18 protein-coding genes are annotated in these 21,118 nt (G+C 60.5%); all 18 read left to right on the top strand.

Features of this window, described 5'->3' with window-relative positions; all coding sequences use genetic code 11:
• Positions 1-10: 10 nt before the first annotated feature.
• The 18 genes from ACR0DY_RS15830 (at position 11) to ACR0DY_RS15915 (ending at position 21,095) form a co-directional block, all read left to right on the top strand.
• Positions 11-1,534 (top strand): cytochrome D1 domain-containing protein, encoded by a 1,524-nt coding sequence (locus ACR0DY_RS15830; protein ID WP_480546664.1) that lies wholly within the window; start codon positions 11-13, stop codon positions 1,532-1,534.
• On the top strand, positions 1,491-1,754 hold the full coding sequence (locus ACR0DY_RS15835; protein ID WP_209507042.1) for a hypothetical protein: 264 nt from the start codon (positions 1,491-1,493) through the stop codon (positions 1,752-1,754). Before ACR0DY_RS15830 ends, ACR0DY_RS15835 begins: the two co-directional genes overlap by 44 nt.
• Positions 1,755-2,300: 546 nt before the next feature.
• Positions 2,301-4,478, top strand: coding sequence for a 4Fe-4S binding protein (locus ACR0DY_RS15840; protein ID WP_480898686.1), 2,178 nt, complete (start codon positions 2,301-2,303; stop codon positions 4,476-4,478).
• Between the two features lie 15 nt (positions 4,479-4,493).
• Positions 4,494-6,401 carry a TAT-dependent nitrous-oxide reductase gene (gene nosZ, locus ACR0DY_RS15845; protein WP_480898689.1) on the top strand — a complete coding sequence of 636 codons (1,908 nt, stop codon included), beginning with the start codon at positions 4,494-4,496 and terminating at the stop codon, positions 6,399-6,401.
• Positions 6,402-6,403: 2 nt separating this feature from the next.
• On the top strand, positions 6,404-7,660 hold the full coding sequence (locus tag ACR0DY_RS15850) for a nitrous oxide reductase family maturation protein NosD (protein WP_480539705.1): 1,257 nt from the start codon (positions 6,404-6,406) through the stop codon (positions 7,658-7,660).
• Positions 7,650-8,543: an ABC transporter ATP-binding protein gene (locus ACR0DY_RS15855; protein WP_480546660.1), complete on the top strand. Its 894-nt coding sequence runs from the start codon at positions 7,650-7,652 to the stop codon at positions 8,541-8,543. Before ACR0DY_RS15850 ends, ACR0DY_RS15855 begins: the two co-directional genes overlap by 11 nt.
• The gene (locus tag ACR0DY_RS15860; RefSeq protein WP_480484300.1) at positions 8,540-9,361 is read left to right on the top strand and encodes an ABC transporter permease; all 822 of its coding nucleotides are present in this window, start codon (positions 8,540-8,542) and stop codon (positions 9,359-9,361) included. Before ACR0DY_RS15855 ends, ACR0DY_RS15860 begins: the two co-directional genes overlap by 4 nt.
• A complete protein-coding gene (locus tag ACR0DY_RS15865) occupies positions 9,358-9,873 on the top strand; it encodes a nitrous oxide reductase accessory protein NosL (RefSeq protein ID WP_480539709.1) in 516 nt (171 codons plus the stop codon). Before ACR0DY_RS15860 ends, ACR0DY_RS15865 begins: the two co-directional genes overlap by 4 nt.
• Positions 9,870-10,763: an FAD:protein FMN transferase gene (locus tag ACR0DY_RS15870; protein WP_480546658.1), complete on the top strand. Its 894-nt coding sequence runs from the start codon at positions 9,870-9,872 to the stop codon at positions 10,761-10,763. The genes ACR0DY_RS15865 and ACR0DY_RS15870 overlap by 4 nt, the downstream gene beginning before the upstream one ends.
• Before the next feature lie 148 nt (positions 10,764-10,911).
• Positions 10,912-11,427, top strand: coding sequence for a ferredoxin-type protein NapF (napF, locus tag ACR0DY_RS15875; protein WP_480484297.1), 516 nt, complete (start codon positions 10,912-10,914; stop codon positions 11,425-11,427).
• Entirely contained in the window at positions 11,424-11,717 is a 294-nt protein-coding gene (locus ACR0DY_RS15880; protein ID WP_267363554.1) for a chaperone NapD, read from the top strand. The genes napF and ACR0DY_RS15880 overlap by 4 nt, the downstream gene beginning before the upstream one ends.
• Positions 11,714-14,206, top strand: a complete 2,493-nt coding sequence (gene napA / locus ACR0DY_RS15885) for a nitrate reductase catalytic subunit NapA (RefSeq protein WP_480484296.1) — start codon at positions 11,714-11,716, stop codon at positions 14,204-14,206. The genes ACR0DY_RS15880 and napA overlap by 4 nt, the downstream gene beginning before the upstream one ends.
• 28 nt (positions 14,207-14,234) lie before the next feature.
• Complete coding sequence (napG, locus tag ACR0DY_RS15890) at positions 14,235-15,053, top strand: ferredoxin-type protein NapG (protein WP_267363552.1); 819 nt, start codon at positions 14,235-14,237, stop codon at positions 15,051-15,053.
• The gene (gene napH, locus ACR0DY_RS15895) at positions 15,050-15,967 is read left to right on the top strand and encodes a quinol dehydrogenase ferredoxin subunit NapH (protein WP_480546656.1); all 918 of its coding nucleotides are present in this window, start codon (positions 15,050-15,052) and stop codon (positions 15,965-15,967) included. The genes napG and napH overlap by 4 nt, the downstream gene beginning before the upstream one ends.
• 12 nt (positions 15,968-15,979) lie before the next feature.
• Positions 15,980-16,417, top strand: coding sequence for a nitrate reductase cytochrome c-type subunit (locus ACR0DY_RS15900; RefSeq protein ID WP_209507029.1), 438 nt, complete (start codon positions 15,980-15,982; stop codon positions 16,415-16,417).
• A gap of 29 nt (positions 16,418-16,446) precedes the next feature.
• Entirely contained in the window at positions 16,447-17,139 is a 693-nt protein-coding gene (locus ACR0DY_RS15905; protein ID WP_480546654.1) for a NapC/NirT family cytochrome c, read from the top strand.
• Between the two features lie 13 nt (positions 17,140-17,152).
• Positions 17,153-17,410: a hypothetical protein gene (locus tag ACR0DY_RS15910; RefSeq protein ID WP_267363546.1), complete on the top strand. Its 258-nt coding sequence runs from the start codon at positions 17,153-17,155 to the stop codon at positions 17,408-17,410.
• Between the two features lie 484 nt (positions 17,411-17,894).
• Positions 17,895-21,095: an adenylate/guanylate cyclase domain-containing protein gene (locus ACR0DY_RS15915; protein ID WP_480546652.1), complete on the top strand. Its 3,201-nt coding sequence runs from the start codon at positions 17,895-17,897 to the stop codon at positions 21,093-21,095.
• The last annotated feature ends 23 nt before the right edge of the window (positions 21,096-21,118 follow it).

A 21,118-nucleotide genomic window follows, 5' to 3' on the forward strand; every position in this document is an offset into this window, starting at 1 on the left:
TTTTGAAAAGATGAAGGTCGTGTTGATGTGTTCTGTACTGGGCGCCGGTGGTGCCTGGGCGGATGCACCAACGGATTATGCCGAGCATTGTGCGTCCTGCCACGGTGAAAACCGCCTGGGCGGTGTGGGTCCGGCACTGATCCCAGAGACGCTGCAGCGCATGCGTGGGCCGCGTATCGCGGCGGTGATTGCGGAAGGGCGCGCGGCGACGCAAATGCCTGCTTTCTCGCACGAACTCGATGCTTTGCAGATTGAAGAGCTGGCCGGCTGGTTGAAATCACCGCTGGAAACCGACCCCGAATGGGGCGAGGCCCATATTATGGACAGCCGCACGCTGGATGACGGTTATGTCCCGGTTGATGCGCCAGTGTGGTCAAGTGACCCGATGAACATCACCCTGGTGGTCGAAACCGGGGATCATCATGTCAGCGTGCTGGATGGTGACACGTTTGAGGTTTTGGACCGGTTCGAGACACCCTTCGCGGTTCACGGCGGGCCGAAGTTCAGCCCGGATGGGCGTTACGTTTTCATCATGTCCCGGGATGGCTGGGTTCAGAAATACGACATCTGGGCCCTGCAACAGGTGGGGCGCGTACGGGCGGGGCTTAACAGCCGAAACATCGCAATGTCCGGTGACGGCAAGTGGCTGGCCGTTGCGAATTATCTGCCAAACAGTCTGACCCTGCTGTCGACCGAAGACCTGTCGGTGGCAAAAGTCATTGCGATCAAAGGAAAAGCGGGGAAATCCAGCCGCGTATCCGCGGTGTATCAGGCCCCCCCGCGCGAGAGCTTTGTTCTGGCGCTCAAGGATGTTCCCGAGATCTGGGAGGTCTTTTACGGAGCCAACCCGCCGCAATCCGGGTTGGGTCACGACTTCCGCATCGAAGGGCAGTTCAAGAACCCTGACCCCTTCCCGGTGCGCAAGATCACCACGCCCGACTATCTGGACGATTTCTTTTTCGATCAAAGCTATGAATACGTCATGGGTGCCGCGCGCGATGGCAAGGGCGGACAGGTGATCGACCTTGTTATTGGGCACAAGGTGGCCGATCTGGACTTGCCGGGGATGCCGCATCTGGGCTCGGGAATTACGTGGAAACATGGCGATACGACCGTTATGGCCACACCGCATCTGACCGACGGCACGGTATCGGTGATCGACATGGAGACTTGGGAAACCGTCAAGCGGATCAAGACCGAAGGGCCGGGCTTCTTCATGCGGAGCCATGAAAATTCGCCTTACGTCTGGGCCGATGTCTTCTTTGGCCCCAACAAGGATGCCATGCATGTGATCGACAAGCAAAGTCTTGAAATCGTAAGGACTTTGCGCCCTGCCCCGGGCAAGACCGTGGCACATGTCGAGTTCACAAAGGATGGCCGCCACGCGCTTGTATCAATCTGGGAAGATGACGGCGCGGTGATCGTTTATGACGCGCAGACGCTGGAAGAAGTGCGCCGCCTGCCGATGCGAAAACCGTCTGGGAAGTACAATGTCTGGAACAAAATCACCTTCTCGGAAGGCACCAGCCACTGAAGGCAAATGGCCGGTCTGGAAACTGGCAATTCTGCTTTATCCAGCCACCATGTTGACCGTGGCCATCAACCTGTTTCTGGCCGGTCTGATCCTGCACAGCGCCGGTTTCGGGGTGATTGGACCGGTTCCGGCAATCCTTTGGTCAATACCTTTAGGCATACCCGCGTCCTGGTTGGCAGGGCGATGGGTGCGTGGGTTGATGGACGAAGCGGACGGCTGAAGGGAAATTCCAAAGGCCTGACGAAAGTCAAGTATCGGACAGGGAAAACCGCCTACGACTCGGGAAAGAATACCGAGTTGGATTCTCCATGCCTGCCTTTAACTCCTTCCACACCCTCCCTGTTCGCGCATCACGCGCGGCGTGTGGACTGGCAGGCATTTTCCTTCTGTTGTTGCAAATGCTTGGCCCGGTTCTGGCGAGTCCCGGTGAGAGCATGTGGGTGGAGATCTGCTCGGAGGCGGGCGCGGTCTGGGTTCAAGTTGACCTTGAAGAAGAAGGCGACAACGATCCAACCGCGCCCTGCCCGAAATGCGCGGACTGTGCGCTTTGTGCGGTGACGGTGTCAGCACCGATGCCGGGCGCTTTGCAGCCCGCAAGCGTCGTAAATGTTCAAAACGTACGCTTTGAACATGGGGGGCAGTGCATTTTGTACAGCCCCAAACACCTGTGGCCCGAAACCCGGGGGCCCCCGTTTGCGACCCGAGAAGAATCTGAACGCGCCCCGCGCGCGTCCATGGCGTCCACCCAATTGATCGGAGGTGCGCCGTGGTCGTAAGTCGCGCAATCCATTTCCTTCTGGCCCTCGTTCTGTCCTGCAGTGTTGCAATCAGTGCACGCGCCGACAGTCTTGCCAGCTTTCTTCCTGACATCAATCCGGCTGACCTGGCCCCGGGTGCCGACGCGTTTGGCCCGGTACGCAGCGACGTGAAGGTTGCCCCGGTCCTTCGGGGTGGCGAGACCATCGCGTGGGCTTTTCTCACTTCGGACTTTGTCGGAACGACCGGCTATTCCGGCAAACCCATTCACGTGGTTGCTGCCATCGACGCAGACGCTGTTCTGACCGGTGTTCAGCTGGTCAAGCATTCCGAACCCATCGTGCTGATCGGCATTCCCAATTCCCGGATGGTTGAACTGACCGAAGGCTATGCGGGCCTTGACCTGAAACGAGAAGTCGAAACCGGGGGTGAGGGGCATGACCTAGACATTATCTCGGGTGCGACCGTGACGATCATGGTGATCGATGACAGCCTTGTGCGCGGAGGGATCAAAGTGGCCCGCGCGCTGGGGCTGGGCGGATTGTCTCCGGTACAGGCTGGAGGTCCCCAGCGCGAAGTCGATTTGGCGCAGGATGCGGTTTACGACTGGACCACATTGTCTGGAGACGGCTCGGTCCGGCGGATGACGCTGGATGTCGGGCAGGTCAATGCTGCCTTTGAAGCCACCGGGGATCAGCGCGCGATCAAGCGACCCGAACCGGGCGAGCCGGATGACACCTTCATCGACATGCACATGGCGCTTGTTTCGGTCCCGTCTATCGGCAAGTCGCTGCTGGGTGAGGCTGAATACCAGAACCTGACCAACTGGCTGGACGAAGGTGAACAGGCCATTCTGGTTCTGGGGCGCGGGGCCTATAGCTTCAAGGGCTCGGGCTATGTCCGGGGTGGGATCTTTGACCGGATTCAACTGATCCAGGGCGACAGCTCGGTGCGGTTCTTTGACAAGCAGCAGCGCCGTCTGGGTGAGGTTGCCGCGCCAGATGCCCCCAGCTTTACCGAATTGGATATCTTCAAGATTCCCGCTGATGCCGAGTTTGACCCGGCCGAGCCGTTCCGCCTGCAATTGCTGGTGCAGCGTGCCGTCGGGGCGGTTGAAAAGACCTTTCTGACCTTCGATCTGGGATACAAACTGCCGGAACAGTACCTGTTGCCCGTCACCGCGCCTTCGGTCGTGGATGATGCAACAGGCGAAGCGGCCGCCAAGGCCGCCCTGTGGCAGCGCATCTGGAAGGATCGCACCGTCGAGATCGCCGGGCTTGGTGTCATGCTGCTGGTGCTGACGGCCACGTTCTTCTTCCAGTTCCACGCCACGATGAATGCGCGCGTCTTCTACTGGTTCCGCATCGGGTACCTGACGATAACCCTGTTCTTCATCGGCTGGTATGCCAATGCACAGCTGAGCGTGGTGAACCTGATGGCGCTGGCGGGCAGTTTGCGCACGGGGTTCTCGTGGGATGCGTTCCTGCTGGATCCGCTGGTCTTTATCCAGTGGTTTGCCGTGGCCGCCGCCCTGCTGTTCTGGGGTCGTGGGGCCTATTGCGGCTGGCTGTGCCCGTTTGGCGCGCTTCAGGAGCTGACCAACAAGATCGCACGGGCGCTGAAAGTGCCGCAATGGACTTTGCCCTGGGGTCTGAACGAGCGCCTGTGGCCTGCGAAATACATGATCTTTCTGGGCCTTTTTGGCCTGAGTTTCGTATCGATCCCGCTGGCCGAGCAATATGCCGAGATCGAGCCGTTCAAGACCGCGATCATTCTGAAGTTCATGCGCGACTGGCCGTTTGTGGTCTTTGCGCTGGTCCTGCTGGGGATCGGGCTGTTCGTTGAACGGTTCTATTGCCGCTATCTTTGCCCGCTGGGCGGAGCGCTGGCGATCCCTGCCCGTATCCGCATGTTCGACTGGCTGCGCCGCTACAACGATTGTGGCACGCCCTGTCAGACCTGCGCCAATGAATGCCCCGTTCAGGCGATCCACCCCACCGGTGAGATCAATCCGAACGAGTGCGTCACCTGCCTGCATTGTCAGGTGCTCTATCAGTCCGAGGACAAATGTCCCGTCGTTATCCGCCAACTGAAACGGCGGGCCAAGACCGGGTCGGTCACACCTAAGACCCCCCTCGGGCAACCACCGGCGAACCATCCGAACGCCAAACCGAAAACCGTTTCCTAAAAAGGAGGAACGACCATGTCGGACCAAGAAAACAAACTGAACATCACGCGCCGCGGAATGCTGGGGGCCACTGCCACCGGTGCCGTCATCGCCGGGACCGGTCTGGGATCGACCCTGATGACCGCGAAAGAGGCCAGCGCTGCCGCCAAGCAGCATCTGGAACCGGGCCAGCTGGACGAATATTACGGCTTCTGGTCGTCGGGCCAGACTGGCGAGCTGCGCATTCTGGGCGTGCCGTCCATGCGCGAGCTGATGCGGGTGCCGGTGTTCAACCGCTGCTCGGCCACGGGCTGGGGCCAGACCAACGAGTCGCTGAAGGTTCTGACCGAAGGCCTGCTGCCTGAAACCAAGGAATTCCTGGCTGCAAACGGCAAGGTCACCTATGACAACGGCGACCTGCACCACCCGCATATGTCGTTCACCGACGGCACCTATGATGGCCGTTATCTGTTCATGAACGACAAGGCCAACACCCGCGTGGCCCGTGTGCGTTGTGACGTGATGAAATGCGACAAGATCATCGAGATCCCGAACGCGCATGACATCCACGGCCTGCGTCCGCAGAAATTCCCGCGCACCGGCTATGTCTTTGCCAATGGTGAGCACGAGGCCCCGCTGGTCAATGACGGCCAGATCCTTGATGATCCGTCGCAATATGTGAACATCTTTACCGCCATCGACGGCGACAGCATGGAAGTTGCATGGCAGGTGATGGTGTCGGGCAACCTCGACAACACCGACTGCGACTATCAGGGCAAATACGCCTTCTCGACCTCGTATAACTCGGAAATGGGTATGAACCTGGCCGAGATGACCGAGAACGAGCTGGACCATGTGGTCGTGTTCAACCTCAAAGGTATCGAAGAAGCCGTAGCGGCCGGGAACTATCAGGAACTGAACGGCGTCAAGGTCGTGGACGGGCGTAAAGAGGCGGGTGGAAACCTGACCCGGTACATCCCGATCCCGAACTCGCCACACGGTGTGAATGCGGCACCCGACAAGAAACACATCATGATCAACGGCAAGCTGTCGCCGACTGTATCCGTGATCGATGTGGAAAAGGTCGATGCGCTGTTCAGCGAAAACGCCGATCCGCGTTCCGCTGTTGTCGCCGAGCCGCAGCTGGGTCTTGGCCCGCTTCACACGGCGTTCGACGGCAAGGGCAACGCCTATACCACCCTGTTCCTGGACAGCCAGGTGGTGAAGTGGGACATCGCCAAGGCGATCGAGGCCTATGCGGGTGCCGATGTTGACCCGATCGTCGACAAGGTCGACGTGCATTACCAGCCGGGCCACAACTCGACCTCGATGGGTGAAACTGCCGAAGCTGATGGCAAGTGGCTGATTTCGATGAACAAGTTCTCGAAAGACCGCTTCCTGAACGTGGGTCCTCTGAAGCCCGAGAATGAGCAGCTGATCGATATTTCCGGCGACAAGATGAAGGTGGTCCATGACGGCCCGACCTTTGCCGAGCCGCATGACTCGATCATTGTTCACCGGTCCAAGGTGAACCCGGTCAATGTCTGGGACCGCAACGACCCGATGTGGGAAGAGGCGCGTGCGCAGGCTGCCGCTGACGGTGTCGATCTGGACGAAGGTGCCGAGGAACCGATCCGGGATGGCAACAAGGTGCGGGTCTACATGACCTCGACCGCGCCCGTGTTCAGCATGGAGAAGTTCACCGTCAAGCAGGGTGACGAGGTGACCGTTTATGTCACCAACCTGGACGACGTGGATGATGTGACCCACGGCTTCTGCCTGTCGAACTTCGGTATCGCGATGGAAGTTGCACCGCAGGCCACCGCCTCGGTCACGTTCATTGCAGACCGTCCGGGCGTGCACTGGTTCTATTGCCAGTGGTTCTGTCACGCGCTGCACATGGAGATGCGCGGCCGGATGTTTGTTGAGCCGCGGAGCGCATAAACATGCGTTGGCCCCTGCTCATACCGCTCCTGCTCGGCTCGCCCCTTTGGGCGGCGGACTGGGATGTGCCCAACCGGGCGGGGGCCATCAACGAGATACTGGCGCAGGCGGCGGATGGGGACACCCTTCGCCTGAGCCCCGGCGTTTACGTCGAGCAGTTGGTTCTGGACCGGCCCGTGACCCTCGACGGGCTGGGACAGGCCACCATCGACGGACAAGGCCAAGGCAGCGTGATCACAGTGACCGGGCCGGGCGTGACCCTGCGCGGGCTGACTGTGATCGGATCAGGCTCGGACCATGACGGGATCGACAGCGGCATCCAGCTGACCAAGACGGCGCGCGCGCCGGTGGTCGAGGATAACGTGCTGCTGGGCAATCTTTACGGCATCGACATCCACGGTGCGAAGGACAGCATCGTGCGCGGCAACCGGATTGAAGGGCGGCAGGATCGCCACATGAACGCGCGCGGCAATGGTGTCTATGTCTGGAACGCGCCGGGTGCGGTGGTTGAAGGCAATGACATCCGCTATGGCCGCGACGGGATCTTTGTGAATTCGTCCAAGAAGAACACCTTTACCGGCAACCTGTTCCGCGATCTGCGGTTTGCCGTTCACTACATGTATGCCGACGACTCGGTCGTCAGCGACAATGTCTCGATCGGCAACGATCTGGGCTATGCGGTGATGTTCACGACCAATGTGCGGGTCGCCAACAATGTCTCGATCGGGGACCGCGAACATGGCGTGATGCTGAACTATGCCAACAAGAGCGTCATCACCGGCAATGTCGTGAAAGGTGCCAAGGAAAAGTGCACCTTCCTGTATAACTCGAACAAGAACGAATTCACCGACAACTGGTTCGAGGGATGTGGCATCGGTATCCACTTTACCGCTGGCAGCGAACGCAACCGCATTGTTGGCAATTCATTCATCGGAAACCGGACGCAGGTGAAATACGTCTCGACCAAGTGGGTCGAGTGGTCCGAAGACGGGCGCGGCAATTACTGGTCCGATTTTGCCGCCTATGATGTGGATGGCAACGGTATCGCCGATGTCCCCTATCGACCCAATGACAGTATGGACCATGTGCTGTGGACCCAACCCGCAGCCAAATTGCTGCTCGGCTCGCCTGCCGTGCAGCTGGTGCGCTGGTCGCAATCGGCCTTCCCGGCACTGTTGCCGGGGGGTGTGATGGACAGCAACCCATTGATGCAAGCCCCTGAACCCCCAGCTATGAAAAAGGTGCCTCATGACGGATAAGGCCCTGTCAATTGACCATGTCAGCAAGAACCGGGGGAAAACCCGCGTTCTTGACGATATCACCCTGTCCCTTGCCCCCGGTCAGCGCGTGGCGCTGCTGGGCCATAACGGCGCGGGAAAGTCGACCCTGATCAAATCCATCCTTGGCCTGACGCCCATTCGGGACGGAGCCATTCGGATCGGGGGTGCCACCCCCGGCAGCGCGCAGGCGCGACGGGATACGGCCTATCTGCCCGAGGCGGTCTCGTTTCACCCGGCGTTGACCGGGCGCGAGCAGCTGACGCTGTTTGCAAAACTGTCCGGGTCAAAAGCCGATGTTCCCGGCCTGCTGGAGCGCGTTGGCCTGAGCGACGCATTGGACCGCCGGATCGGTGCCTATTCCAAGGGGATGCGGCAACGACTGGGGCTGGCGCAGGTGCTGCTGGGACAGCCGAAAGTGGCGCTGCTGGATGAGCCGACATCGGGCCTGGACCCGATCTCGCGGCAGGACCTCTATGCCATTATTGACGAATTGGCCGCGCAGGGTACCGCCGTGCTGATTGCCAGCCATGCCTTGACCGAGGTTGAGGCGCGCACCGACCGGATCGCCATCATGCGCAAGGGTCGGATGGTGGCCGATGACACGCTGAACAACCTGTCGGCGCTGGCCGGTCTGCCGATCCGCCTGAAGGTGCGCGCCACCGCCAATGCGGATGCCCTGGCCGCCGAACTGGGCGGCAACCGGATCAACGGCGCATCGGTCGAGCTGCTGTGCACACCCGAAGACAAGATGGAGGCCCTGCGCCGGATCGCCGGATTGGGCGATGCGGTGGCGGATGTGGAAATGACACCGCCCAAGCTGGAGGACCTTTATCGCCACTACGCACAGGAGGAGAGGACATGACCCGCTTCCTTGCCATTTCCCGAACTGAAATGCTGATCCTGCGCCGCAACCGCTGGCTGCTGGTTGCCACGCTGATCATGGTGCTGTTCGCCTTGGCGCTGACCTTTGCGGGCAGCGCGCCCACCGGCACATTGGGTGTTGATATGCTGACCGTTTCGGTCGCGTCGATGACCACGCTGTCGGTTTACCTTGCGCCTTTGCTGGCGCTGATGATTTCCTTCGATGCCATCGCGGGCGATGTGGACCGGGGCAGCCTGTCGCTGCTGCTGTCTTATCCGGCTGGACGCGGGGAAATCCTGTTGGGCAAGTTCTGCGCCCATCTGGCCGCGCTGGCCTTTGCCATGACCGTGGGTTTTGGCACCGCAGGCGCGGTAGCCGCGTTCTTTGGTGGTGCGGGGCCGGAAAGCCTGATGGCGCTGGTGCGACTTATCCTGACCTCGATCCTGCTGGGCGCCGTGTTTCTGGCGCTTGGATACCTGCTGTCCGCTTTGGCGAGGGGCGCCACGGCGGCAGCGGGTCTGTCGGCCGGGCTTTGGCTGGTTTTTGTCGTCCTTTATGATCTGGGCCTGTTGGGGGCCGTCGTCATGGACAAGGGCGGCGCATTCACCCAATCCGTCTTTCCATGGGTGATGGTGGCCAACCCGGCCGACGCGTTCCGTTTGTGGAACATCGCCGCGACGGAAGGCGTGGCCATGGCTTCGGGCATGACCGGGGCCGCACAGGCGCTGCCGGTCTGGGCCGCACCCGCGTCGCTGCTGATCTGGCCGGTGCTGGGCTTTGCCCTCGCCCGGCTGGCTTTCCGGAGGGTCGAGCCATGAGACGCCTTGCCCTGATCGCATTGCTCGCACTGGCGGCCTGCAAGGAAGAGCTGGCCGAGGCCCCTGACCCGGTCGACCTGACACCCGATGCGCTGAGCTATTTCTGTCAGATGAATGTCACCGAGCATGGCGGCCCCAAGGGGCAGGTTCATCTGGAAGGCTATCCGGCCCCGCTGTTTTTCGCGCAGGTGCGGGACATGGTGGCCTATCTGAAAAGCCCCGAGCGCGATGCGGATATCACTGCCATATATGTCAGCGATATGGGTGTCGCGCCAAGCTGGCGGCAGCCAGGGATTTCGAACTGGATCGCTGCGGATGGTGCGACTTTTGTCGTTGGTGCCGATGTGGCAGGTGGCATGGGGGCGCGCGAAGTGGTGCCCTTTGCTGATCCTGCCGATGCGCGGGTTTTCGCGGAGACCTATGGCGGGACCGCGATGCGCCTGCCCGACATTCCCGACGCCGAAGTGCTTGGCCCTGTCGATCTTGATCTGACATTGGAGACCCCCGTATGACCGCCCTGTCCCGTCGCCGTTTTCTGATCATTTCAGCTGCCTGTGCGGCCACCCCGGCCATGGCTTCGGACGCGCATTGGCGCGGCACAGCCCTTGGGGCTGCGGCCAGCCTGCGGCTGGTTGGGCTGGCGGATGTCGAGGCCGCACCGATCATTGCCGCCGTCGAGGGTGAGGTGACCCGGCTGGAGGATATCTTCAGCCTGTACCGTCCGCAGTCACAGCTGAGCCGCCTGAACCGCGACGGTGTTTTGACCGCACCCGCGCCTGAGCTGTTGAATGTGCTGAGCCTGAGCAGTGCGCTGCATCAGGCCTCCGGCGGCGCTTTCGATCCCAGCATTCAGCCCCTGTGGTATGCTTTGGCAACAGGGGCAGGCCCCGGAGATCTGGCTGCCGCCCGCGCTGCTGTGGGTTGGGAACGGGTGTCTTTCGATGCTGCGTCGGTGCGGCTGCCGGTGCCGGGCCAGTCGGCCCTGACGCTGAACGGAATCGCCCAAGGAGCGATCACGGATCGGATCGCCGCGCTGCTGCGTGGCTTTGGTTTGCGTGATGTTCTGGTCGATATGGGAGAGGTTGCCGCCTTGGGTGCGCGAGGCGACGGCGCCCCCTGGAAAGTCGGGTTGGTCGCGCCGGACCAGCGGGTTTTGAAACGGGTCGCGCTGCGTGACCGCGCGGTCGCGACATCATCGTCGCTGGGGACGCAGCTGGGACAGGGTTTGGGCCACATCATCACCCCGGACGGGCCTGCAAACCGGGACAGAACGGTTTCGGTTTCTGCCCCTGACGCGGTGATCGCAGATGGGCTGTCTACTGCGATATGCGCGGCGCCCGAAAGCCAAGTAGCTGAAATCTTTAGATATTTTATCGGAGCCCGTGTCGAGCTGAATGTATGACGCATGGTCGCAAATCTCAGGTGGGTCAGGAAAATTCACCAAGAACATGATATTCGCGAAAAACATGATATAGGTCAATTCGTGCGCTGCTTCGCGCAGTTAGGAAGTAAGGACGCGAACCAATCTATCCACACTCGAGTCGCCAGCCATGAGCCAGTTGACCAGCAGACGCGCTTTTCTGAGCGCACGTATCCTACGGGAGGATCCTGATGCGATCCGACCGCCGGGTGCGGGCGTGACAGGCTTTGCCGATCTGTGCACAGGCTGCGAAGACTGCGCCGGGGCCTGCCCGGAAGAGATCATCACATTCGACAACAGCGGCTTTCCGGTTCTGGATCTTTCCGCAGGCGGCTGCACCTTATGCGGTGCATGTGCCGAGGTTTGCCCGACCCCGGCGTTGTTGCCCGAGCGTGTGACCGAGTGGCCGTGGCGCGCACGGATCGAGGCTGCAAGCTGCCTGTCGATGAACGGGGTAAGCTGCCGCCTGTGTCAGGACACTTGCGAACAGGAAGCCATCCGCTTTCGCCTGCAACTGGGCGGGCGGGCTGAACCAGCGCTTGAAACCGAAACCTGCATCGGATGCGGCACATGTTCTGCCGCCTGCCCCGCCGGGGCCATCACGATGCACCGCCCCGCCCCTTTGCACCCGGAGGTGACCCAATGAATATCTGTGGCTGTCTTGTCCACATCGCCCCCGATCACACCGACGCCGCACGCGCGGCGATGACCGGCACCGATGGCGTCGAGCTTCATGCCGAGGCCGAGGATGGCCGGTTCGTCGTGGTTGTCGAGGATACAGCCGACCGGCTGGCCTCGGAAACCATCATGGATCTGCACCAGATCCCCGGCGTGATCTCGCTATCGCTGACCTATCACCATTTCGAAGATCCCGCGGAGGCTGCTCCGCGTCCTGATGCTCCAAGCCAACCGTCCAGCAGGAGGCCCATGCAATGACCATCTCTGAATCCCGTCGTACATTTCTGAAAGCGTCCGCAGCGGCTGCCACGGCCTCGGCTGCCGGCATTCCAATGGCCGCTGGTTCGGCCAGCGCCCAGGCCGCCGCGCCCGATATCCGCTGGGACAAGGCCGCCTGCCGGTTCTGCGGCACGGGCTGTTCGGTTCTGGTGGGCACCAAGGATGGCCGCGTAGTCGCCACGCAGGGCGACCCGGATGCGCCGGTCAACCGGGGTCTGAACTGTATCAAGGGCTATTTCCTGTCCAAGATCATGTATGGCAAGGACCGCCTGACCACGCCGCTTTTGCGCAAAACCAACGGCGAATATGACAAGAATGGCGAGTTTGAGCCGGTCAGCTGGGACGAAGCCTTTGACGTCATGGCTGCCAAGTGGAAAGAGGCGCTGGCCAAGAAAGGCCCGACCAGCGTGGGTATGTTCGGTTCCGGTCAGTGGACCGTCTGGGAAGGTTATGCGGCGGCCAAGATGATGAAGGCCGGGTTCCGGTCGAACAACATCGACCCCAACGCGCGTCACTGCATGGCGTCGGCCGTGGTCGGCTTTATCCGTACCTTCGGCATCGACGAGCCGATGGGCTGCTATGACGACCTTGAGCACGCGGATACGTTTGTTCTGTGGGGGTCGAACATGGCCGAGATGCACCCGATCCTGTGGTCGCGCCTGACCGATACGCGCCTGACCAAGCCGGGATGCGAAGTGCATGTTCTGTCGACCTTCGAGCACCGTTCGTTCGAGCTGGCCGACAATGGCATGGTGTTCAACCCTCAGACCGATCTGGCGATCCTGAACTATATCGCCAATTACATCATCCAGAATGGCGCGGTGAACGAAGAGTTCGTCAAGAACCACGTCAACATTACCAAGACCGCCACCGATATCGGTTATGGCCTGCGCGACAATCATCCGCTGCAACAAGAGGCCGCGAACCCCAATGTCGGCAAGATGGAGCCGATCAGCTTTGAGGAATATGCCGAGGCGGTATCGGCATACACGCTGGAATACACTTCGGAGTTGTCCGGTGTTCCGGCGGACAAGTTGGAGCGTCTGGCCCAGCAATATGCCGACCCGAACCGCAAGGTCATGAGCCTATGGACCATGGGGTTCAACCAGCATACCCGCGGGTCGTGGGTGAACTCGTTGATGTATAACGTGCACCTGCTGGTGGGCAAGATTTCCGAGCCCGGAAACTCGCCCTTCTCGCTAACCGGTCAGCCGTCGGCCTGCGGAACCGCGCGTGAGGTTGGCACCTTTGCCCACCGTCTGCCTGCCGACATGGTTGTCATGAATGACGAGCACCGCAAGATTTGCGAAACCGCCTGGAATGTGCCTGCGGGTACCATTCCGGCCAAGCCCGGCTTTCACGCCGTACTGCAGCACCGCAAGCTGAAGGATGGCGATCTGAACGCCTATTGGGTGCAGTGCAACAACAACATGCAGGCGGCACCGAATATCAACGAAGAAGGTTATCCCGGGTATCGCAACCCCGAGAACTTTATCACCGTTTCAGACCCCTACCCGACCGTCACGGCCGTGTCCGCCGACCTGATCCTGCCCACCGCCATGTGGGTCGAGAAGGAAGGCGCTTATGGCAATGCCGAGCGCCGCACCCAGTTCTGGCGGCAGCAGGTCAAGGCACCGGGCGAGGCCAAGTCGGACGTGTGGCAGGTGATGGAATTCTCGAAACGCTTCACCGTTGAAGAGGTCTGGGGCGAAGAGTTGCTGGCCACCATGCCGGAACATCGCGGCAAGACCATGTACGAGGTTCTGTTTGCCAATGGCAGCGTCGACAAATTCCCGCTGTCGGAAACGGCCGAGGGCTTTGACAACGACGAATCCGAGCATTTCGGGTTCTACGTTCAGAAGGGTCTGTTCGAGGAATATGCCAATTTCGGACGCGGCCACGCGCACGATCTGGCACCGTTTGAAACCTATCACCAAGCCCGTGGTCTGCGCTGGCCGGTCGTGGATGGCAAGGAAACGCTGTATCGTTTCCGCGAAGGCTATGACCCTTATGTGCCCGAAGGTGCGGGCGTGAAGTTCTATGGCAAGAAGGATGGCAAGGCGAGCATCATCTTTGCGCCCTACGAGCCTGCGGCCGAGGAACCGGATGCGGAATATGATCTGTGGCTGTGCACCGGTCGTGTGCTGGAACACTGGCATTCGGGGTCGATGACGCGCCGTGTCCCAGAGCTGCACCGCGCCTACCCGGCGGCTGTGGTTTACATGCATCCGCAGGACGCCAAGGACCGGGATCTGCGCCGGGGTCAGGAGATTGTTCTGTCTACCCGTCGAGGCGAGGTCACCAGCCGGGTCGAGACCCGTGGGCGCAACAAGGTGCCGCGCGGTCTGGTGTTCATGCCGTGGTTCGACGAAGGCCAGTTGACCAACAAGCTGACGCTGGACGCGACCTGCCCGCTGTCGAAAGAGACCGACTTCAAGAAATGCGCCTGCAAGGTCGAGCGCGCATAGGCAACAAGGATCGTACGGGTAAATCCTCATGTCTTTTGCCGACAAACCCCTTTCGCCGCAGCGGCGCCGGTTCCTGCAGGATTCGGCGCGGGCGGCGGGCGGCTGCGTGGTCGCCGGGACGGTGCTGGCCTATCTGGCCCGCGACGCCCGCGCCCTGCCGGCCGAGGCATTGCGCCCGCCCGGCGCGCTGCCGGAAAAGGAGTTTCTGTCAGCCTGTATCCGCTGCGGCTTATGCGTGCGGGATTGCCCATATGATACTTTGAAACTGGCCGAGTTGGGCTCGGACGCGGTGGCGACGGGAACACCCTTTTTCACCGCGCGGGATATTCCCTGTGAGATGTGCGACGACATTCCTTGTGTCGCCGCTTGTCCGACCGGGGCACTGGATCCCGCGTTGGACAATATCGACGATGCGAAGATGGGGGTCGCGGTTCTGGTCGATCAGGAGAACTGCCTGAACTTCCTCGGGTTGCGCTGCGATGTCTGTTACCGCGTTTGCCCCGTCATCGACGAGGCGATCACGCTGGACACCACGCACAACACGCGGTCGGGTCATCACGCGATGTTCATCCCGACCGTCCACGCCGACCGCTGCACCGGCTGCGGCATGTGCGAGAAAAGCTGTGTTCTGCCCGAGGCCGCCATCAAGGTGCTGCCTGCCCGGCTGGCGCGGGGCAGTTCGGCAGAGCATTACCGCAAGGGCTGGGAAGAAAAGGCCGCGAAAGGCGCGCCGGTGGTCGAGGGGATCATCGACCTGCCGGACCGTTTGCCCGGACCGGGCACGGACAATCTGGCCACGCCCGGCGGCTTTGCGCCGGGATATGATCTGCCGGGGGTGGGACAATGAGCGCCCGCACAGATATGCCCACAGGTCACGAGGCCATCGCCAGCAAGGGCTGGATCGGCGCGCATCGCTATCTGCTGCTGCGCCGGGCAAGCCAGCTGTTCTTTCTGGTTCTGTTTCTGCTGGGCCCATGGTTCGGTATCTGGATTGTTCAGGGAACGCTGGCTGGGTCGCTGACGCTGGGCGTGCTGCCTTTGACCGATCCGTTCATCCTGTTGCAGAGCATGGTTGCAGGCCACTGGCCCGAAATGACCGCGCTGATCGGTGGGCTGATCGTTCTGGTGGTCTATGCCCTGATTGGTGGCCGTGTCTATTGTTCCTGGGTCTGCCCGATCAATCCGGTGACCGACGCGGCCAACTGGTTGCACCGCAAGCTGGACCTGCCGAAAGGCTGGCAACCCAAGCGCGGCACACGCCTGTGGATTCTGGCAACTATCCTGGCTGTTTCGGGTCTGAGCGGCATGATCGCGTGGGAACTGATCAACCCGATCACCATGCTGCATCGCGGGCTGGTCTTTGGAATGGGCTTTGTCTGGGCCCTGATCACAGCCATCTTTGTCTTTGACGTTTTTGTCTCGCGCCACGGATGGTGCGGACACCTGTGCCCGGTGGGCGCGTTCTATGGCCTGATCGGAGCAAAAAGCCTGCTGCGGATCAGCGCCACAAACCGCGCCGCCTGCGACGACTGCATGGATTGTTACGCGGTCTGCCCGGAAAATCAGGTGATCTCGCCCGCGCTGAAGGGCAAACCGGGAAGTACCCCGCTGATCCTGTCACCCGACTGCACGAATTGTGGCCGCTGCATCGATGTCTGCGCGGTCGACGTCTTTACCTTTACTCACCGGTTCGACGACCACGTCGTCCAACCTTCCGATCCAGTTGCCGCGCCCGAGCCGCGCGCCGCCAGACCTATCTAGGGGAGTGCCAAGATGAAAAAATCTATCGTTACAGGCGGAATTGCCCTTCTACCCGTATTATTGCTGAGCGGATGGGCCCTCGCGCAATCTGCTCAGGTTGAATCCCTGCGCGGTGCGGATGTGGATGAGCCGGTGCCGCTGGACCAGATCCACCGCAATGTCGAAGGGCGCCAGCAGCGCAATTACCGGCAGCAGCCGCCAGTCATCCCGCATTCGGTCGAACAGTACCAGATCGACATCCGTACCAACCAGTGCCTGTCCTGCCACGACTGGACCAAAGCCGGTGACCGTAACGCGCCGACGCTGTCGATGACCCATTATCTGGACCGCGAAGGCCGCGAACTGGATCGGATCGCCGGAACCCGGTATTTCTGCAACCAGTGCCACGTACCGCAGGCCGACGCCCCGCCGCTGGTCGACAACGTGTTCCAGCCCTCCGCCGGCAATTGATCCAACGCAAGACTGAAAGGAGCACCGATATGGCCGACTCTCCTGAAAACCGCGGCTTGCTTGGTCGCCTCTGGAACGCGATCTGGACGCCGACGGTGCTGTTCAGTTCAGGCTTTCTGGTCCTGGCCGGATTTCTGGCCGGTATCCTGTTCTGGGGTGGATTTCACTGGACCCTTGAGCTGACGAATACCGAAGAATTCTGTACCTCGTGCCACACGATGGAAACCAACCTGGGCGAGTATCGCGAAACGGTTCATTACAACAACCATTCCGGCGTTCGCGCGATCTGTTCCGACTGCCACGTGCCGGATGAATGGAGCCACAAGATCAAAGCCAAGATCATGGCCGTCAAAGACGTCTATCATGAGCTGGCCGGAACCATCAGCACACCCGAGCAGTACGAAGAGCATCGCCTGAGCATGGCTTCGGCCGTGTGGAAGAAGATGAAGGAATCGGACAGCCGTGAATGCCGCAACTGTCACAACTTTGACTACATGGACTTTACCATTCAGGAAACCCGCGCCGCGTCGGAACACCAGCGCGCCATCGACACCGGCATGACATGCATCGATTGCCATCAGGGCATCGCGCATAATCTGCCCGCGAACTATCTGGAACAATACCAGAAGATAAGCGAGGCCGTGGAGGGCGTGGTTCTTCAGGAACATGCATCCGCCTCGGGCAGCGACATCCGCGCGTTTCTGAACAACAGCTCGAATTAGGGTGGGGGCAGACATGTTAGACTTACTTGGAACAATCGGCGCCAATGTCCTGGGCCTGCCCGGCATACTGGGACTGGCGCTTGGAATGATGACCCGCAAGCTGTGGTTGGGTGCGGCACTGGGGGCCGGTGTCGGCATTCTGGAAACGCTGGTTTTCGCGGGCTTTCAGTTCGCCCATGTGGAAGCGCTGGAACTGGGCATCTCGGTTCTGGTCGGGCTTTGCGCGGGCAGCCTTGGCACTGCCATCCGCCTGAAGGGCGCAACCGTCTGAAGAAGAAACCGGTTCTGCCCATTGGTGGAACCGGTATCCTGCCGGGTCACGTTTCCAGCGCCAAAGCGGGTGTTTGTACCGCGCGCGACACGTCCATTGACGTATGGGAAGCGCTTAAGGCGCGCGGCAGTGTCGAAAATCGGCAGGGTCTGATTTTCGCATTTCCACAACTTCGATAAAAGCGCACGAGGCCCTAGCGCCTATGGGAAAACACCCTTCCCCATTACGCGCGGCAAGGCAGCAGGCCAGGCCCAAAACTGCGCGTGAAAAATCTATATGAAATCGAAAGCCAATGATTTGACACGAAAAACTCAAAGTGGAGTGGAATTTCAACCCTACATCTGTCACAGCAGATAACAAGTTAACAATGGTGTCCCTGCGTCATGTGGATTGAACGTAAATTCCTCTCTATTTTTGCTTATACAAATACAATATGTTTTGAGGGGAGTAAGGGGAGAAGGAAAATGGGCGGGGGCGCAGAACGATGACGGGGGTCCTTGAGGCATCGCCGCGTATCTCAAAAGTTCTTCGACTGGCTGATCTGGAAAACCATGCCACCCTGTTTCGGCAGGAAGGCGTGGATGATGATATTCTGGACGAGCTGACAGATCCCGAACTGCGTGATCTGGGGTTGACGGTTGGCGAACGGAAACGGTTTCGCAAGGCGCAGGCCAGTCTGAAATCTGAGGAAGCATCGACCCGGCAGGAGCTTAGGTCCGAAGCCGAACGGCGGCAGCTTACGCTGGTTTTCTGCGATCTCGTGGGGTCGACGCAACTGGCCCAGCGGTATGACCCGGAAGACCTGATGCAGATCATGAATCTGTATCTGGATACGGCGATCGGCACCCTGAAACAGCATGGCTGTCATCTGGCCTACAGGCAGGGCGACGGGATCATGGTCTATTTCGGATATCCCAAAGCCATGGAGGACGATGCCGAACGCGCCGTTCGCGCCGTGCTGGAGACCATCGAAGCCGTACAAAACCTTGAAAACAGGTTTGGCGAAAAACTGGATCTGCGCGCGGGAATTGCCACCGGTATGGTTGTTGTAGGGGTGGTTTCGTCGACAAGTCTTGGGTCGCAGGACTTTCTGGTCGGTGAAACCGCGAACCTTGCATCCCGCCTGCAAGGTCTGGCCGAGCCGGGTGAGGTGATCGTTTCCGCAGAGACGTGGCGATTGACACAAGGCGCATTCGAATTCGAGCCCCGTGGCAGCCAGAACCTGAAAGGGTTTGACAATCAGCGCACCGTCTATCGCGCCATTTCCGAAAGCGTCGCGACCAGCCGGTTCGATGCGCGTGTCGGACAGTCAGCCGTTGATCTTGTCGCCCGGGGCGACGATCTTTCGGTCCTGACCCAGCTTTGGAAAGATGCACAGGCGGGCTCCGGCAGGTTTGCGTTTGTCGGTGGCGCCGCAGGCATTGGCAAATCGCGGCTGATCAAGTCCCTGTCTGAAACAATTGGCGTCAAACCCTTTACCTTGCAGTGCATTCCGCATCTGGCCAGCCTTCCGCTTCACCCGATCGTGGGAGAGTTGAGGCGTGTTTCAGGCGACAAGTCCGATGACAGCATCCGGGGCGCGATTTCCGATTTTGTTCAGGCCGCCTCTCGTCTGAGCGACGCGGATTTGCCTGTTCTTCTCGATATGGCCGGGGTCGAAACGGGCGCAGAGCCGGATCCAGACCCCCTGAAGAAGGCCCGCAAATCGCTGGACGTGTTGTTGCGCAGCCTTGGCAGCCTGTGTGACAGGCGCGGCACCTTGCTGCTGGTGGTGGAAGACGTGCACTGGGCTGACGCAACCACGCTGGACGTGCTGGAGGCGCTGGCATCAGGTCTGGACGGGTTCCCGATACTGGTGGTCCTGTCGCATCGCCCTGAATACGAGCCGCCTGAGCATTACGAGGGCCGCGCGGCGCGCATCGATCTGACGCCTTTGGCCAGCAGTGAAGCCTCGGAACTGGTCCGGCGCGTGGCCGAGCCATACAGTTTGCCGGTCATCCTGATCAGGCAGATTGTCGAGAAAGCCGATGGCGTGCCGCTTTACATCGAAGAGATGACCAAGGCGGTTCTGGATCAGCTGCCGCAAGATGCGCCGATCAACGCCGAGGTTCTGGATGCCCTGAGTATCCCCACGACCCTTCAGGATTCGTTGATGTCGCGTCTTGACCGGATGGAAAACGCCAAGCCCATTGCGCAGCTTGGGTCTGTTATCGGGCGCAGTTTCACCTCGGCGATGATCCAGGCGGTTGCGCAGGAAGACATGGATGTGGAAAGCGCGCTGATGCAGCTGATGGCGGCTGGCGTTGTGCTGATCACGGGCGAAGCCGGAACGGCCACCTATACGTTCAACCACGCGCTGGTTCAGGATACGGCCTATAACTCGCTGCTGCGCGAAGACCGGCAGAAGGTTCATCTTAAAATCGCACGGGCCTTGCTGGCCGGACATAACGCATTCGGAAACCCCGCCCCCGATACCGTGGCGCATCACTGCGACCATGGCGGGTTGAAGGATGAGGCGGTGTCCAACTGGTTTACGGCAGGCGAACAAGCCCTGTCGCGGTTGGCGAACCTGCCTGCGATCTCGGCGTTTCGCGCGGCACTGCGCAATATCGGAACGATGCCCGCCAATGCCGAGCGTGACGGGTTCGAGCTTCGGGTGCAGATGAATATCCTTCCGGCTTACATGGCGATCTATGGATGGTCCTCCGACCAGGTCGGAGAGACAGCCGCCCGCGCGATGGAGCTTGCCCATGCCTTGGGCGATGGCGAAACCCTTTTCGCGGCCACCTTCTGCCGCTGGACCAATTTCTTTGTCGCGGGCCAGATGAACCGGGCAATGGAGATGGGACAGGCTCTGGACGCGATGGCCGGTATGAGTGGCGATCCTGTCACCAACGTGCTGGCAGCCCGCGCGCTGAGTTTCACGCATTACTTCCGCGGGGAGTTCGCGGATTGCGAGCAGCAGCTTGACCGTGCCTTTGCGCTGATCACGCCTGAGCTGGACATGGCCATGATGCCGATGACCCAGTCCTCGACCACGGCGTCGTTGCTGGCCATTCAGGGGTGCCTTCTGTGGCAGCAGGGCAAGTTTGATGAGGCGGAGGCCGCACGTCTGAAAGCCATCGACGTCAGCCGGGCACTGAACCACGCACCCAATCTTGTCTATGTCATGGGCGCGTGCAGCATGTTCCTGCCCTACGCGGGCGAATGGGACCGGCTGGACGTCACTATGAAAGAAGCGCGCAAGATCGCCGATGAGGAAGGGTTCCTGTATCTTCACGCCATGCAGGATATCTACATGGGTCTTGCGCAGGCGGGAAAAGGTGACATCGAGGGCGTCCCGGCCCATATCGAGGCCTGCATGAACCTGATCTCAAAGTCTGGTGGAAACTTTACTTTTCCGCAGAATCAGATTGTTCTGTCTGAGTTGATGATCGATCACGGGGATATTGATCAGGCCCTGGACCGGCTTGAAACCGTGTGTACCCCCGGTTGGGAACGAGGAGAAACGCTGAACAAACCGGAATATCACCGCGTGCGGGCCAAAGCCTTTGCTGCCAAGGGTGATCGGGATAGCGCGATTGCCGAGGGTGAACTGGCATTGGCGCTTGCCCGCGAATGTGGTGCCGTTGTTCAGGAACAACGCGCCGAGGCACTTCTGGACAGTTTGACGAAAGCCGAATGAACGAGACGGACTGCCCGGCCAAA

This window comes from Ruegeria sp. O6, assembly GCF_056535045.1.

Bases quoted from the DNA above. Each gene is read 5' to 3' on its own strand.
- ACR0DY_RS15830 (WP_480546664.1), top strand. From the start codon at position 11: ATGAAGGTCGTGTTGATGTGTTCTGTACTGGGCGCCGGTGGTGCCTGG.
- ACR0DY_RS15835 (WP_209507042.1), top strand. From the start codon at position 1,491: ATGTCTGGAACAAAATCACCTTCTCGGAAGGCACCAGCCACTGAAGGC.
- nosZ (WP_480898689.1), top strand. From the start codon at position 4,494: ATGTCGGACCAAGAAAACAAACTGAACATCACGCGCCGCGGAATGCTG.
- ACR0DY_RS15850 (WP_480539705.1), top strand. From the start codon at position 6,404: ATGCGTTGGCCCCTGCTCATACCGCTCCTGCTCGGCTCGCCCCTTTGG.
- ACR0DY_RS15855 (WP_480546660.1), top strand. From the start codon at position 7,650: ATGACGGATAAGGCCCTGTCAATTGACCATGTCAGCAAGAACCGGGGG.
- ACR0DY_RS15860 (WP_480484300.1), top strand. From the start codon at position 8,540: ATGACCCGCTTCCTTGCCATTTCCCGAACTGAAATGCTGATCCTGCGC.
- ACR0DY_RS15865 (WP_480539709.1), top strand. From the start codon at position 9,358: ATGAGACGCCTTGCCCTGATCGCATTGCTCGCACTGGCGGCCTGCAAG.
- ACR0DY_RS15870 (WP_480546658.1), top strand. From the start codon at position 9,870: ATGACCGCCCTGTCCCGTCGCCGTTTTCTGATCATTTCAGCTGCCTGT.
- napF (WP_480484297.1), top strand. From the start codon at position 10,912: ATGAGCCAGTTGACCAGCAGACGCGCTTTTCTGAGCGCACGTATCCTA.
- ACR0DY_RS15880 (WP_267363554.1), top strand. From the start codon at position 11,424: ATGAATATCTGTGGCTGTCTTGTCCACATCGCCCCCGATCACACCGAC.
- napA (WP_480484296.1), top strand. From the start codon at position 11,714: ATGACCATCTCTGAATCCCGTCGTACATTTCTGAAAGCGTCCGCAGCG.
- napG (WP_267363552.1), top strand. From the start codon at position 14,235: ATGTCTTTTGCCGACAAACCCCTTTCGCCGCAGCGGCGCCGGTTCCTG.
- napH (WP_480546656.1), top strand. From the start codon at position 15,050: ATGAGCGCCCGCACAGATATGCCCACAGGTCACGAGGCCATCGCCAGC.
- ACR0DY_RS15900 (WP_209507029.1), top strand. From the start codon at position 15,980: ATGAAAAAATCTATCGTTACAGGCGGAATTGCCCTTCTACCCGTATTA.
- ACR0DY_RS15905 (WP_480546654.1), top strand. From the start codon at position 16,447: ATGGCCGACTCTCCTGAAAACCGCGGCTTGCTTGGTCGCCTCTGGAAC.
- ACR0DY_RS15910 (WP_267363546.1), top strand. From the start codon at position 17,153: ATGTTAGACTTACTTGGAACAATCGGCGCCAATGTCCTGGGCCTGCCC.
- ACR0DY_RS15915 (WP_480546652.1), top strand. From the start codon at position 17,895: ATGACGGGGGTCCTTGAGGCATCGCCGCGTATCTCAAAAGTTCTTCGA.